This window comes from Acidovorax sp. 93, assembly GCF_003633835.1.
Taxonomy (GTDB): domain Bacteria; phylum Pseudomonadota; class Gammaproteobacteria; order Burkholderiales; family Burkholderiaceae_C; genus Acidovorax; species Acidovorax facilis.
The window spans coordinates 2,429,630-2,443,615 of the sequence record NZ_RBIT01000001.1; the positions used below are offsets into that span (position 1 = coordinate 2,429,630).

The following is a 13,986-nucleotide window of genomic DNA, read 5'->3' on the forward strand; positions in this document are numbered from 1 at the left end:
AATAGCAATTTTGCATTACGACTTCACAAAAGGATTGGCCCCGTTGCGAACCATGTTGAAGAAGGCAGCGGTACTGAACATGCCATCTGCGCTCCACACTTCCTCCATCTAGCAAAAGGCAAGACCTGACCCCAATCATTGCACGTAGAAGTAACCGGCCTGCGCGGCTTTTCGCGCAGGTCCGGTTGACTGCCAGGTTAGCCGCGTTTTCGCTCAAGTATTTCATGGACGTCTTTGGCTAGCTGCCTGTATGAGAGTGTTGCCATCTTTCCATCGCATAGTGCAACGACATGGCCCAGATCGTGCTCACCTTCCAACGGAAAGGAATCCGTAACGGCCGGGATATTTAGCGAGCCGATCCATTTACCTAGAATTCCGACGGAAATGACAATGTTAGATGGGCCCAACCCCGCGATTACACACGAGCCCTTAATCAACTGACAAAAAAGGCTCAACAATTCGTTCTGCTCTTTATCCGCTTTTTCGGCTGGGGAAAATTCGTCATATCCTCGCAAACCGAAGTTTTCAAAGTCCTCGCGCTTTGATTCTGAGCTGAAGTTCATTAGTGCGCGCAGCTCATTATGCTGAACATGGGTACGGAATAGCTCGCCGTAGATGAAGTAACCGGCAGACAGCGCAACCTTAGCAACGAAACGCTTGCGGCCGTGAGCGTCTATATTAAATTGCGACGAAATCGTGGTTCCACCGATTTCACGTGGTTCAAGGTGGCGCTTAGTCATTGCATCCCAAACGAGTATGCCCTCTTTGCCACGCAAGGTAACTTGAATGGGCCGCTTTTCGTCGCCCAGATGCGACTTTTTCAATAACACCGTCGGCGTCGTATTGCTGTGCCCTCTTGCGTCAAACTCATGACGGCGCATCAGCGTAAGGAAGTCGTTTGCCAACACTCCATCGACCTTTGAACCAACCTTCGCATTGAAATTCTTCTCCACGGGAATGCAGAACTGGTTCGATCCTCCGAGCGAAAGTGGAATGATGTGCTCGGAGTTCATTGCCTCTTCGGGCAATTCAAGGTCAGTGTAAGGACACCACGGCATAGCGGCTAACGATTTAGCTCAGCGGGTGGCGAAGCCGTCCGCTGGAGCGCAAGGTTAGGCCTCTTCAAAAGCTGGTGCGAATCTATTTCCATGGCGTAACACCTTCTTGCATTACAACTCTTTCCCAGTCCTCGAATTTCTCTGTGTACCCGCAAGAGAGAGGATCAATTGCTTGCGGCACACCAAGAGCGGCAAAACAATGGTTAAGGAGTTGATCGACTGAACGAATATCGGAACCACGGAAAAAATTCAATGTATTTGATTCAGAACCGGTAATTTCCTTGGGTTTAATCCCATCCAGCGCAGTGGGTGCCGGGTATCGCGCCGCCAAAACCGAATAGTGTGCCAATCGCATCAGCAATTCCGTGCCAGCATCAGTTATAGTCACACCTGCAGAACTAGCCAATGAAACAAGGTTGTGCGACTTTATTGCTTTAGGTATGGAATCGATATTTAGGTCAGCCTTGAACTCAATTTTTTTAATAATAAGTGCCTTGAGCAAATTTTCAGCTGCATACGCCGCAAGCATTAGGTAAACGCCATGAACACGTTGCTCTACAGGAAGCCGATCGCCGGCACCTATTGCGGCCTTGAAAAATTCAATGGCAGGGCGTCGGAGAAATAACATTGAACGCACCAAGTCAGTAGCTACATTAATCCAGCTCTCCGGCTTAACGATTCCGTCACGAAAGATTGCAAGCCAATATTCGTCATCTTCTGGATATTCGAGACGCAGGTGCATAGTTTTTCCAAGACTAACTAGATTTAGACGACAACAATCAAATCAACAGAAGTCTGATAACGCATTTCGACACTGTTATTTCGCTGGCAGTATGCATCCCCTCGCCTTTTAGGCAAACCTAAAGTTTTGCGGATGGACGCATTCCGATGCTTGCGCTGCTCGGGCCCGCCAAGGCGGGCTTAGATGCCGACCTCAACCCATCACACAAACAACCCCTTGTACTGATCCCGCAGCAAATTCTTCTGCACCTTCCCCATCGTGTTGCGCGGCAACTCCGCCACCACAAAACACTTCTTCGGAATCTTGAAGTTGGCCAGCTGCGACTTGAGCTGGGCCACGATGGCATCGGCATCCAGCTTGGCGCCCGGCTTGGCAATCACCACGGCCACGCCCACTTCGCCAAAGTCGGGGTGCGGCACGCCGACCAGGGCGCTTTCGGCCACGCCGGGCATGTCGTTGATGTAGCCCTCGATCTCTGCGGGGTAGACGTTGTAGCCGCCGCTGATGATGAGGTCTTTGCTGCGGCCCACGATGTGCACGTAGCCGCGTTCATCCACCTTGCCCACGTCGCCGGTTTTGAAGTAGCCGTCCTTCGTGAACTCTTCGGCCGTCTTCTCGGGCATGCGCCAGTAGCCCTTGAACACGTTGGGGCCCTTGACCTGGATGCCGCCGATCTCGCCCACAGGCAGGTCTTTGCCGTCCTCGCCCTGCACGCGCAGGCTCACGCCCGGCAGGGGGAAGCCGACGGTGCCACCCCGGCGCTCATCCTGGCCCTTGTAGCGCTTGTCGGCGCTGTAGGGGTTGCTGGTGAGCATGATGGTTTCGCTCATGCCGTAACGCTCCAGAATGGTGTGGCCGGTGCGTTGCTGCCATTCCTTGAAGGTTTCGATGAGCAGCGGTGCAGAGCCCGCGATGAACAGGCGCATGTTCTTCACGGCCTCTTTGGTCAGGCCGGGCTCTGCCAGCATGCGCACGTAGAGCGTGGGCACGCCCATGAACACGGTGGCGCGGGGCATGGCGGCGATGACGGCCTTGGGGTCGAACTTGGCCATCCAGATCATCTTGCTGCCGTTGATGAGCGCACCGTGGATGGCGACGAACAGGCCGTGGACGTGGAAGATGGGCAGCGCGTGGATGAGCACATCGCCCTTCTTCCAGCCCCAGTAATCCTTCAGCATCACGGCGTTGCTGAGCATGTTGCCGTGCGTGAGCATGGCGCCCTTGCTGCGGCCGGTGGTGCCGCTGGTGTAGAGGATGGCGGCCAGGTCGTCGGCACTGCGGGCCACGGCCTGGTGCTCATCGCTGTGGTGGGTGGCGCGCTCGAGCAGGCTGCCGGCGCGGTCGTCGCCCAGGGTGAACACATGCTGCGTGCCCAGCGTGAAGGCAATCTTGCTGACCCAGCCGAAGTTGCCGGGCGAGCACACCACCACCGCGGGCTCGGCGTTGCCGATGAAGTATTCGATCTCGGCGCTTTGGTAGGCGGTGTTGAGTGGCAGGAACACGTAGCCCGCGCGCAGCGTGGCCAGGTACAGGGCCATGGCTTCGACGGACTTTTCCACCTGCACGGCCACGCGGCTGCCTTGGGGCAGCTTGAGCGATGCGAGCAGGTTGGCGATGCGGGCGCTGGCGCGGTCCAGGTCGCGCCAGGTGTAGAACAGCGGGGTGCCGTCTGCCGCCATGGTCTCGACGGCGGTGCTGTCCAGGTCAGACGGGAAGGCTGCGCGCAGGGCGCTGAAGAGGTTGTTTTGGCTCATGGCAGTTGGACGGTTTTAAAGGTTTGGATCAACAAGGCGGGCGGGGCCCGTCAAAACAACGGCGCGCGTTTTTCTAGGAACGCGGTGATGCCTTCGCGGTGCTCGGCGCTGTCCGCGTAGGCATAGGGGTCAGGCGCCCCGTTTACTATATTTTTCATAGCTTCTTGCGCTTTACCATCAAGCGCCAGAGGCATTTTTAATGCCCGAAATGTCTGCTTGTTCATGCGGGCTGCCTGCGGCGCCAGTGCGGCGATGCGCTGTGCGCTGCCCAGGGCCTCGGTGGCCACCATGTCGTCGGCCACCACACGGCTCAGAAAGCCGCGTGCCAGCATGTCAGGGGCGCTGAAGGTGGCGGCCTCCAGCAGCATCTGGCGTGCGGTCACGTCACCTACAGCACCCGCCACCAGCTGCGCCTCGCGCGGGGCCATCGGGAAACCGAGCTTGGCAATCGGAGCGCCAAAACGCGCACCACTGCCCGCCACGCGGATGTCGCAGCAGCTGGCAATCTCCACCCCGGCACCCATGCAGGCGCCACGGATCTGCGCCACGATGGGCACGTCGCACTGGAGCATGGCGTTGAGCCCACCCCAGACATCGTTCTCATGAAAGTCCCGCAAGGCAGCGGCGTCAAACCGAAAGCCGGGGTACTCCGAAATGTCACCGCCCGCACAGAAGGCATCGCCCTCCCCCGCAATGAGCACGCAGCGCACATCGCTGCGCTGCTGGATGTCTTCAAACACCACACGCAGCTGCCGCCACATGCCACGCGACATGGCGTTCAGCCGCCCGGAGTGGCGCAGGGTGACGTGCGCCACTCCACGCTCACCCGATTCCATCAACACTTCACCCGACATCTCGGCAACCTATCAAGTTATGCACATTACTCAGCCCTGAAAGCCCGCGCTACACCATCGCGAGTGCCACCGTGGAACCGGCTTTGCCAGGCCACGGGTGGCGTCCCCCTTCAGGGGGAAGGCGCAAAGCGCCACAGGGGTTAATCAAGCTTTGCGCCAGAGGCCTTCACCACCGCCGCCCAGCGCTTGACCTCGCTGCTGACCATGCCCGCAAACTGCTGCTGGGTCATGCCGCCGTATTCGGCGCCGTTGTTGGCCCAGATCGTTTTGAGTTCGTCGGCGCTGCCCAGCTTGCGCACCTCGTCCACGATGCGCGCCTGCACATCGGCGGGGGTGCCCTTGGGTGCCCACAGGCCGTACCAGGTGGTGACGGTGTAGTCGGGCAGGCCAACTTCGGCGGCGCAGGGTACGTCTGGGAACGCGGCATTGCGCTTGGGGCCCGACACCATGAGCGCCTTGATACGCCCACCTTTGATGTGGGACGCCGAGGAACCCAGCCCGTCAAACATCATGTCCACCTGCCCACCAATCAGGTCCTGCAGCGCGGGGCCGGCACCCCGGTAGGGGATGTGGGTGATGAAGGTGCCCGTCTGCTGCTTGAACAGCTCGCCCGCCAGGTGGTGCGACGTGCCAGCGCCCGCAGAGCCGTAATTGAGCTTGGCGGGGTTGCGCTTCACATAGTCCATGAACTGCTGAAAGTTATTGACCGGCACGTTCTTGGGGTTGACCACCACCACCTGGGGCACGTTGGCCAGCAAGAACAGCGGAATGAAGTCCTTCTCCAGGTCGTAGTCGAGCTTGGGGTACATCGACGGGGCGATCGCGTGGTGCACGGCCCCCATGAAGAGCGTGTAGCCGTCTGGTGCGGCCTTGGAGGCAAAGCTGGCCCCCACGGTGCCGCCCGCGCCCCCTCGGTTGTCGATCACCAGCGTCTTGCCGGTGGCCTTGGAGAACTGCGCTGCCAAGGGGCGCGCAAAGGCATCGGTGCCGCCGCCCGCAGGGAACGGCACCACCAGGTTCACCGGCTTGGTGGGCCAGGCAGATGCCTGGGCCCATGCAGGCACCGTGCCCGTGGCCAGCCCCAAACCTGTGGCAGCAGCCCCCAGCAGCACCTCGCGGCGCTGAATTCGCATGTCTTTCATTCCTTGTCTCCTGTCGTCGTTGTAAAAAGGAAAGCAGGCCTACGGTGCCCCACCGTTCAAAACCGTGCCAGGCACTTGCCACCATCGGCTGGCTCCCCTCTGAGGGGATCCATCGGCCATTGTCTGCGCCGATGATGACGATGATGGCATTGCGCGGCACCGGGGCCTGCGGTCAGTCACGGCACAGGCTGTCGATGTCCCCCGACACCGGCACCTTGCCTTGCGCGAGCAAGCTGCGGTGCTTGTCGATGCGCTTGAGGTCGTACAGGTAATTCACCATCAGCCCGTACGATTGTTTCAGTCCTTTGCTGGACGGGTCTCCCGCCCAGTTCAGGCGTTCCACCCGCGCTCCGTTGCCCAGGTGGAAGCGGGCCACCGGGTCCACTGGCTTTCCGTCCTGCAGCTCACGGGCCAGGTAGCGTGCGGCGCACTCCATCAGCATCTGGCGCACGGGCGATCGGGCATCGAGGTCGGTGGCCTTGTCGAGCGCAGCCAGCAGATGAGTGGCCTGCGGGGGTTCAAAGCCCACGGCCCGGCCCAGCTCGGTGCGGCGCTTGTCATCCAGGCGCTCCAGCATCGCACCGGCATGCTTGCCCAGCCAAGCGCGGAAACCCGGAATCGGCGACAACGTGGCAAAGGTGCGCAACCGGGGAAATTCGGCCGTGAGGGTCTCCACCACATGCTTGATGAGTGAATCGCCAAAGCTCACACCGCGCAGCCCGGTCTGGGTGTTGCTGATCGAATAGAAAATCGCCGTGGTAGCCCGCCCGATGTCAGCGGGTGCCGCCGCTTCGTCGAGCAAAGGCGTGATGCTGGACGAGATTTTGTCCACCAGCGCCACCTCCACAAAGATCAGCGGCTCGTTGGGCAAACGCGGATGAAAGAAGCCGTAGCAGCGGCGGTCGCTGTCGAGCCGGTTTTTCAGATCGGCCCAGCTGCGGATGTCATGCACGGCCTCGTACTTGATGAGCTTTTCAATCAGCGAAGCGGGCGAGTCCCACGACAGGCGGCGTAGCTCCAGAAAGGCCACGTCAAACCAGGTCGAGAACAGGTGCTCCAGCTCCGCATCCAGCGCCAACAGGCGCTTGTCGGACTTGAGCAGGGGCAGCAGCTCGGCACGCATGTCCAGCAAGAACCGCATGCCTTCAGGGAACGCAGAAAAACGCTGCAGCAGCCGCGTGCGCGGCGACACCAGTGCGCGGCGCAGGCTGATCTCGGCCTGGCCTTCTTCGGCCGTGCCAGCCGCCGCTTCGTAGCGCTGGCGGGCCGATTTGAAGCGCGTGGCGTCGGGGGCGAACTGCTCGCACATCAGCAGCCACATGTCGCGGCGCTCTTCGGGCTCGGCCTTGGCATACCACTCGGCCACGGCCTGGGCGCGGCGGCCGCCTTCGATCTCGCTCACCTGCGGGGCCACCACCTCCTGCAGGTCGGCCAGCAGGCGGCGCAGCGCGCGGGGCGACAGAGCCTCCTGCCCGCGCCGCAGCGTGGCCTGCAGCCGCTCGTTGGTGGAACGTGGCACGGCGACCTTGGCTACCACATCGGTCACCGATTTGTCGAGCCCGGCGCGGGCCGGTTTGTCGGCCGCCTTCTCGCTGGCCTTCTCGCCGGTTTTGTCAGCGGGCTTGTCTACGGCGGGCGCTGCCGTGCGCAGGCGCGACACGCTGCGGGTGATCCATTCGGGGGTGCTGTTGATCATGGGGTCAGCCTCGATTGCTGGTTGCGGGCTACGTCGCGCAGCGCATCGCGCTGGCGCAACAGATGGTTGCGCATGGCCTCTTCAGCGGCATCGCAGTCGCGCGCCTTGAGCGCGGCGAACACCGCCAGGTGCTCGGCCAGGCTTTGCTGCAGGCGGCCCGGCACATGCAGCGTTTGTGCTCGCGCCAGCCGCAGGATCTTTCGCAGATCGCCAATCACCTGGGCCAGCCAGCGGTTGTCCGCCAGTGTGATGAAGGCCTCGTGAATGGCGTAGTTGGCTTCGTAGTAGTCGGCGATCAGGCCTTCGGACGCAAATTGCTGCAGCCGCTGGTGCAACACGTCGAGCGCGGCAATGTCTGCCGCCACCGCCTTGCGCGTGGCCTCGTGGGCCGCCCGCCCCTCCAGCAGCGCGATCACGGGAAAAAGATCGTCCAGGTCGCGCTCGGTGATCTCAGCCACAAAGCAGCCGCGGCGCGGTTCGTGGCGCAGCAAGCCCTCCGCCACCAGCACCTTGAGCGCCTCGCGCAGCGGCGTGCGCGAAATAGCGAGCCGCTCGCACAAGGCCGCTTCGTCCAGAAAACTCCCGGGGGGCAAGGCGCCCGCAAAGATTTGCTCGCGCAAGCGCGAGGCGGCTTCGTCGTGCAGTGAGTTGGGAACCGGGCGCATGGTGCGGGGAAAACTCCAGGGTGTCAGGGTGCGCAGGCAAAACGCCTGCATCTTTTGCTGCCAACGCGGCTTCAAATGCCGCCAAACGTCAACATCACTCTGAATAGTTCGTAATTTCTCATAATTACGCAAAATCACAAGAGGAAAACCCGGAAATGTGCTGATGGGGCGACAAACGGTGCACCCATGGTGCAGAGATGCAACACGAGGGCCGTTTTATTTCGGTAAAAAGCCGCACGGGAAGCGCGGCGGAGGCGGGTCAACACATCGTCCCGCCTCACCCACCGGCAGAGCACTTACCTTGCAATGGCAAGCGCTGCTATTTTTATAGCTGCTAGCGCTTACCAGTTAAGCGCTAGAGGCCAATTTCAACTGATTTTTTGCGCCACCGCGGGCTGGCGCTGTGCCCACACCCACAGGCCCACGCCCGCGGCGATCATCGGCACGCACAGCCACTGGCCCATGCTCATACCCAAGGACAGGATGCCGAGGAACGCATCGGGCTCGCGAAAGTATTCGGCAATAAAGCGGAAGGTGCCATAACCCACCAGGAATGCGGCGGCCACCTGGCCCTGGCGACGTTCTTTGCGCGCATACAGCCACAGCAGGATGAACAGCAGCAAGCCCTCCAAGAGGAACTGGTAAACCTGCGACGGATGGCGTGGCTGCAGGGAACCGCTGTGTGCAAACACCATGCCCCACGGCAGGTCCGGGCTGGCAAAACGGCCCCACAGTTCGCCGTTGATGAAATTTCCCACCCGCCCTGCGGCCAAACCCGTGGGCACGCAGGGCGCCACAAAGTCGGCCACCTGCAGCCAGGGGCGCTGGCGGGAATGCGCAAACCACAGCATGGCCACGATCACGCCCAGCAAGCCACCGTGAAAGGCCATACCCCCTTGCCACACGGCAAAGATTTCCAGGGGGTGACTCAGGTAATACGCAGGTTTGTAGAACAGGCAATACCCCAGGCGCCCCCCCACCACCACACCCGCCACCCCCAGGAACAGGATGTCTTCCACGTCCTTGCGCGACCATGCGCCAGGGCCGGTGATGGAGGCAAACGGTTCGTGCCGCAGGCGCCGGATGCCCAGCAGCATGAACAGGCCAAAAGCCGCAAGATAGGTCAGGCCGTACCAGTGGATGGCCAGCGGGCCGATCTGCAGGGCGACAGGGTCGATGTGGGGATAAGTCAGCATGGGGGCGATTGTGCACGCGCAGCACTACCCTTTCAGGGCGCTGGCCTGCACCTCATGGGCCACAAAGTCGATCCACCGGGCCAGTGCGGGCGGCACAGTGGCGCCCCAGACCAGGCTGGTTTCGCACACGGGCGCCAGGGGAGACTTGCCGCCCAGCTGCCGGTAGACAACGCCCGGCCGCTGAAACTGTTGCACGCTGGCAGGCACCCAGGCCAGCCCCAGGTCGGCCGACACCAGGTTGACGATGGTCTGCATCTGGATGGCCTCCTGGGCCACCTGCGGCACCTGCCCCGCTGCGTGGTACAGCGCCACGATCGCGTCGTACAGCGATGGCAGGATCGGGCGGGGGAAAATCACCAGAGGCTCCCGCAGCAGGTCAGAGAACCGGACGGTGGGCGTGCGCGCCAGCGGGTGAAGCTCAGGCAGCGCAAGCACCAGCGGCTCTTGCGCCACACACAGGCTTCGCAGGGCAGGTGGCGCCTGGCCGGGCGTGTGCAAAAGCAGCCCGGCATCAATCTCCCCCCGCTCCAGCGCCTGAAGTTGCACGTCGCCCGTCGCCTCGATCAATTCAAGCCGCACCCCGGGCCACTGGGCCCGGAAGGCTCGCACCCACTGCGGCAGCATCCCAAAACCCACGGTCGAGACAAACGCCAGACGCAGCCGCCCCACCTCCCCCGCCGCTGCTGCGCGCGCCTGTGCGGGGAGCGCCTGGGCGCGGTCGAGCAAATCCAACACCTGCGGCAACAGGGCAGCCCCGGCTGGAGTGAGCTGCACGCTGCGTTTGGTGCGGTCGAACAGTTGAAGGCCCAGCGTGCGCTCCAGCCCGGCGATGGCCTGCGTGAGCGGCGGTTGTGTCATGTGCAGGCGCTGCGCCGCGCGGCCAAAGTGCAGTTCCTCAGCCACAGCGGCAAACTGCCGCCACAAACGCATATCAATGAATGGCTCTTTCATATGCTGTACATATTAATCGCCCTGTACAAATGGATTGGATGGCGCCCACCAATCGCCGCATACTCGCGGCTGCGAAAAGTTTCCCCACCCACAAGAATCGCTCCACGAAGGAAAACACACCATGGCAGACAACAAAGTCATCCCGATCCAGCCCATCAACCGCCGCAGCGCCAACATCACGCAAGGCAAGTCGCGCGCACCCAACCGCTCCATGTACTACGCCATGGGCTACGAGGAAGGCGACTTCGTGAAACCCATGGTGGGCGTGGCCAATGGCCACAGCACCATCACGCCCTGCAACAGCGGCCTGCAAAAGCTGGCCGATGCGGCCATCGCTGGCATTGAAGAAGCGGGCGGCAACGCCCAGGTGTTCGGCACGCCCACCATCAGCGACGGCATGGCCATGGGCACCGAAGGCATGAAGTACAGCCTGGTGAGCCGCGAGGTCATCAGCGACTGCATCGAAACCTGCGTGGGCGGCCAGTGGATGGACGGCGTGCTGGTGGTGGGTGGCTGCGACAAGAACATGCCGGGCGGCCTGATGGGCATGCTGCGCGCCAATGTGCCCGCCATCTACGTGTATGGCGGCACCATCCTGCCTGGCCACTACCAGGGCAAGGACCTGAACATCGTCAGCGTGTTCGAGGCCGTGGGCGAGAACGCCGCCGGCAAGATGAGCGACTTTGACCTGAAGGAAATCGAGAAGCGCGCCATCCCCGGCACCGGCTCGTGCGGCGGCATGTACACCGCGAACACCATGTCCAGCGCGTTCGAGGCCCTGGGCATCAGCCTGCCCTACTCGTCCACCATGGCCAACCCGCACGACGAAAAGATGAACTCGGCCAAGGAATCGGCCAAGGTGCTGATCGAGGCCATCAAGATGGACCTGAAGCCGCGCGACATCGTGACCAAGAAGTCCATCGAGAACGCCGTGGCCGTCATCATGGCCACGGGTGGCTCCACCAACGCGGTACTGCACTTCCTGGCCATTGCCCACGCAGCGGGCGTGGAATGGACCATTGACGACTTCGAACGCGTGCGCGTGAAGACCCCCGTGCTGTGCGACCTTAAGCCCAGCGGCAAATACCTGGCCGTGGACCTGCACCGCGCAGGCGGCATCCCGCAGGTCATGAAGATCTTGCTGAACGCAGGCCTGCTGCATGGCGACTGCATCACCATCGAAGGCAAGACAATTGCCGAAGTGCTCAAGGATGTGCCAGACGAGCCGCGCGCCGACCAGGACGTGATCCGCCCCATCAGCAACCCGATGTACGCCCAAGGCCACCTGGCCATCCTCAAAGGCAACCTCAGCCCCGAGGGCGCTGTGGCCAAGATCACGGGCCTGAAGAACCCCGTGATCACCGGACCGGCCCGCGTGTTTGACGACGAACAATCGGCGCTGGAAGCCATCCTGGCCGGCAAGATCAAGGCGGGGGACGTGATGGTGCTGCGCTATCTGGGCCCCAAGGGCGGCCCCGGCATGCCCGAAATGCTGGCACCCACTGGCGCGCTCATCGGCGCCGGGCTGGGCGAGAGCGTGGGCCTGATCACCGACGGCCGCTTCTCGGGCGGCACCTGGGGCATGGTGGTCGGCCACGTGGCGCCCGAAGCGGCAGCCGGTGGCACCATCGCTTTCGTGAACGAAGGCGACAGCATCACCATCGACGCACGCCAACTGCTGCTGGAGCTGAACGTGAGCGAAGAAGAGATCGCCAAGCGCCGCGCTGCCTGGACGGCCCCCGCACCGCGCTATACGCGCGGGGTGCAGGCCAAGTTCGCGTTCAATGCATCGAGCGCCAGCAAGGGTGCGGTGCTCGACGCGTATTGACGTCCAGCGCTTTCAAAAAGCAAAAGCCCGCCGCTCCCGGCGGGCTTTTTTTTGCTGCCAAGACCATGGCATCCGCGTTGTGTGCCCCCGCGTGACTTGCGTCTTAAAACCCGCGCCGCCTCGACCGCCACCGGATCCAGCCGCCCGCCAAAGCTCTCAATGGTGCGGTCACACGCCAGGACCAGCTCGCGCGCATCAATCCCACTTCCTTTCGCACGGCCGCCGTCACGGCAGCCTCACGGGCCGCTACATCCCGCACCAGCCGAAGTACGGTCACCCGTGTACGGTCTGCAGGTGAGGCACTGGGCGAGCCGGGGTTCACCGCATCTTCTGGCGCCGAGACTTCCACACCCGCCGCGATGTCGCGGATGTCGAAAAAGGCCAGGGGCTGCTCTGCACAGGTGGTCACCATCAGGCCCCAGGGCTCATGCACATCGATGCCCTTGGGGCCGCCCTCGCGCGGGTTGTGGTGCCCCCGCTCAAACACAGCGTCATCCAGCACGCGGAACACGGCATTCGGCTCGGCCAGACTGCACCACCCGGAAGGATCTCGGTGAAACACGGCCACATGGGGGGCGCCAGCATCCGCCACCAGCAGAATGCGCCCGCCCGCCAGGAAACACAGCCCATGGGGGTAGCTGACGCCACGCAGTTGTGCCGCAGGCGCGTTGCCAGGCGCAAGAAACTCATCGTTGCGGTAGAGCGCGACAATCTGGCGGTCGTGGTTGCTGACCGCCACCCATTCAGCATTGGGGTCCAGCGCCACACCATCCGGAACCTCCAGCCCGTGCTGCATGAGAAGCTGCGCATCCAGATGGGAAAAACCTGCAGCAGCGTTCAGCAGGTGATGGGTCACGTAATGGGAAAAGCCGTTGCACACCCACAGCTCGTGCAAGCCTGCGCCCAGATCCCGTGCGCACAGGCTTCCTGGGGTGCTCAGGAGCTCCGTCTCCTGCTTGCCGATCACGGACAGGGGCTCCAACGTGTGCAACGCGGTCAGACCATCCGCCGGGGGAATGTCGAACAGCGATACATTGCCCTCCCGGCTCGCGACCGCGATGATGCTGTTGCTTATCCAGCACAGGCCATGAGGGCGCTGGAGGCTGGTGGACGCAACCTCCACGGCATCCGTCAGGTAGAGCACCTTCTGCCCGTTTTCAAACTGGCAGTCCATCCCCACGACCAGCACCCTGTCGAGGGTGATGGCAGCAAGCGCCACACGGCGTCCGTCGGGCGACCAGCTCACATCTTCGGTTCGCCCCATGGACGCAATGGCGTCCAACACCTCTGCGGGGCCGATGCATGCCAGTCTCATGGCGAAACTCCTTGCTGGATGTTGTGAAACGCCAAGGCATCGTCCACACTGCCATCCATCACCACGCATCCATCTTTAAGGACCAACGCTCTGTTGCAAAAGCTCTTGAGAATGACCTCGTTATGGGATGCCAGCACCAGAATGGAGACCTGCTCGATCAGCCCGTTGATGCGCTCCTTGGCCTGGCTGAAAAACTTCGCATCACCAGCACCAATCATCTCGTCCATGAGCAGAATATCGGGAACCACGCTCGTGGAAACGGCAAACGCCAGGCGCAGCAGCATGCCCTGTGAGTACGTCCTGACCGGCAACTGAAGATGCTCGCCCAGCTGTGTGAATGCCTCTACCGAGGGTATGAGGCCCATCGCCTGCTTGCGCGTCAGACCCATCACGATGCCCCGCATGATGATGTTGTCGTACCCAGTGGCATCGACATCCATGCCCAGCATGATGTCTGTGAGCGCTGCAATCCGGCCACTGAAGGACAGCTCGCCTTGCATGGGCTCATAGACGCCCGAGAGCACTCGCAGCAGCGTGGTTTTGCCAGCGCCGTTCGAACCAATCAGGCCGACCCGATCCCCCGGACGCAGCAACAGGCTCACATCACGCAACGCATGCACGCTGACCTGCCGCAAACCGCTGGCCTCCACACGGGCCTTGTCACGCATAGGAAGCCCTAGCACCGTATTGAGCAGGCCCCGTGACCGCGTAGTGAACACGGGAAAGTCGATGGATACGTTGGACAACTGGATATGGGCCATCTTGGGATACCGAAGGGTGGCGGC

At 62.1% G+C, this 13,986-nt stretch carries 12 protein-coding genes; 1 reads left to right on the plus strand and 11 read right to left on the minus strand.

The genetic code is table 11. The features are described from left to right. Window positions 1–197: 197 nt before the first annotated feature. From C8C93_RS11070 to C8C93_RS11105, 9 genes are all read right to left on the minus strand, one after another. The gene (locus tag C8C93_RS11070; protein WP_121506929.1) at window positions 198–1,013 is read right to left on the minus strand and encodes a hypothetical protein; all 816 of its coding nucleotides are present in this window, start codon (window positions 1,011–1,013) and stop codon (window positions 198–200) included. 127 nt (window positions 1,014–1,140) lie between these two features. Further along, window positions 1,141–1,800: a hypothetical protein gene (locus C8C93_RS25000; RefSeq protein WP_147433764.1), complete on the minus strand. Its 660-nt coding sequence runs from the start codon at window positions 1,798–1,800 to the stop codon at window positions 1,141–1,143. 200 nt (window positions 1,801–2,000) lie between these two features. After that, window positions 2,001–3,554: a malonyl-CoA synthase gene (locus C8C93_RS11075; protein WP_121506930.1), complete on the minus strand. Its 1,554-nt coding sequence runs from the start codon at window positions 3,552–3,554 to the stop codon at window positions 2,001–2,003. 50 nt (window positions 3,555–3,604) lie between these two features. Next, window positions 3,605–4,408 carry an enoyl-CoA hydratase/isomerase family protein gene (locus C8C93_RS11080; RefSeq protein ID WP_121506931.1) on the minus strand — a complete coding sequence of 268 codons (804 nt, stop codon included), beginning with the start codon at window positions 4,406–4,408 and terminating at the stop codon, window positions 3,605–3,607. A 140-nt stretch (window positions 4,409–4,548) separates the two neighbouring features. Then, window positions 4,549–5,550 carry a tripartite tricarboxylate transporter substrate binding protein gene (locus C8C93_RS11085; RefSeq protein ID WP_055401430.1) on the minus strand — a complete coding sequence of 334 codons (1,002 nt, stop codon included), beginning with the start codon at window positions 5,548–5,550 and terminating at the stop codon, window positions 4,549–4,551. A gap of 172 nt (window positions 5,551–5,722) precedes the next feature. Further along, window positions 5,723–7,246: a malonyl-CoA decarboxylase gene (locus tag C8C93_RS11090; RefSeq protein ID WP_121506932.1), complete on the minus strand. Its 1,524-nt coding sequence runs from the start codon at window positions 7,244–7,246 to the stop codon at window positions 5,723–5,725. Continuing rightward, window positions 7,243–7,911, minus strand: a complete 669-nt coding sequence (locus C8C93_RS11095; protein WP_121508748.1) for a GntR family transcriptional regulator — start codon at window positions 7,909–7,911, stop codon at window positions 7,243–7,245. Before C8C93_RS11095 ends, C8C93_RS11090 begins: the two co-directional genes overlap by 4 nt. A gap of 368 nt (window positions 7,912–8,279) precedes the next feature. Next, window positions 8,280–9,107, minus strand: coding sequence for a prolipoprotein diacylglyceryl transferase (gene lgt / locus C8C93_RS11100; protein ID WP_121506933.1), 828 nt, complete (start codon window positions 9,105–9,107; stop codon window positions 8,280–8,282). A gap of 24 nt (window positions 9,108–9,131) precedes the next feature. Next, window positions 9,132–10,058 (minus strand): LysR family transcriptional regulator, encoded by a 927-nt coding sequence (locus tag C8C93_RS11105; RefSeq protein WP_121506934.1) that lies wholly within the window; start codon window positions 10,056–10,058, stop codon window positions 9,132–9,134. 121 nt (window positions 10,059–10,179) lie between these two features. On the opposite strand from C8C93_RS11105, the gene ilvD reads away from it, so the two are divergent. Beyond that, a complete protein-coding gene (gene ilvD / locus C8C93_RS11110; RefSeq protein ID WP_121419613.1) occupies window positions 10,180–11,886 on the plus strand; it encodes a dihydroxy-acid dehydratase in 1,707 nt (568 codons plus the stop codon). Between the two features lie 103 nt (window positions 11,887–11,989). On the opposite strand, the gene C8C93_RS11115 is transcribed toward ilvD, so the two are convergent. Together C8C93_RS11115 and C8C93_RS11120 are read right to left on the minus strand one after the other, a co-directional pair. Continuing rightward, entirely contained in the window at window positions 11,990–13,201 is a 1,212-nt protein-coding gene (locus C8C93_RS11115; RefSeq protein ID WP_121506935.1) for a YncE family protein, read from the minus strand. Next, the gene (locus C8C93_RS11120) at window positions 13,198–13,962 is read right to left on the minus strand and encodes an ABC transporter ATP-binding protein (RefSeq protein WP_121506936.1); all 765 of its coding nucleotides are present in this window, start codon (window positions 13,960–13,962) and stop codon (window positions 13,198–13,200) included. Before C8C93_RS11120 ends, C8C93_RS11115 begins: the two co-directional genes overlap by 4 nt. Window positions 13,963–13,986: the final 24 nt, after the last annotated feature.

Bases quoted from the DNA above. Each gene is read 5' to 3' on its own strand.
- C8C93_RS11070 (WP_121506929.1), bottom strand. From the start codon at position 1,013: ATGAACTCCGAGCACATCATTCCACTTTCGCTCGGAGGATCGAACCAG.
- C8C93_RS25000 (WP_147433764.1), bottom strand. From the start codon at position 1,800: ATGCACCTGCGTCTCGAATATCCAGAAGATGACGAATATTGGCTTGCA.
- C8C93_RS11075 (WP_121506930.1), bottom strand. From the start codon at position 3,554: ATGAGCCAAAACAACCTCTTCAGCGCCCTGCGCGCAGCCTTCCCGTCT.
- C8C93_RS11080 (WP_121506931.1), bottom strand. From the start codon at position 4,408: ATGTCGGGTGAAGTGTTGATGGAATCGGGTGAGCGTGGAGTGGCGCAC.
- C8C93_RS11085 (WP_055401430.1), bottom strand. From the start codon at position 5,550: ATGAAAGACATGCGAATTCAGCGCCGCGAGGTGCTGCTGGGGGCTGCT.
- C8C93_RS11090 (WP_121506932.1), bottom strand. From the start codon at position 7,246: ATGATCAACAGCACCCCCGAATGGATCACCCGCAGCGTGTCGCGCCTG.
- C8C93_RS11095 (WP_121508748.1), bottom strand. From the start codon at position 7,911: ATGCGCCCGGTTCCCAACTCACTGCACGACGAAGCCGCCTCGCGCTTG.
- lgt (WP_121506933.1), bottom strand. From the start codon at position 9,107: ATGCTGACTTATCCCCACATCGACCCTGTCGCCCTGCAGATCGGCCCG.
- C8C93_RS11105 (WP_121506934.1), bottom strand. From the start codon at position 10,058: ATGAAAGAGCCATTCATTGATATGCGTTTGTGGCGGCAGTTTGCCGCT.
- ilvD (WP_121419613.1), top strand. From the start codon at position 10,180: ATGGCAGACAACAAAGTCATCCCGATCCAGCCCATCAACCGCCGCAGC.
- C8C93_RS11115 (WP_121506935.1), bottom strand. From the start codon at position 13,201: ATGAGACTGGCATGCATCGGCCCCGCAGAGGTGTTGGACGCCATTGCG.
- C8C93_RS11120 (WP_121506936.1), bottom strand. From the start codon at position 13,962: ATGGCCCATATCCAGTTGTCCAACGTATCCATCGACTTTCCCGTGTTC.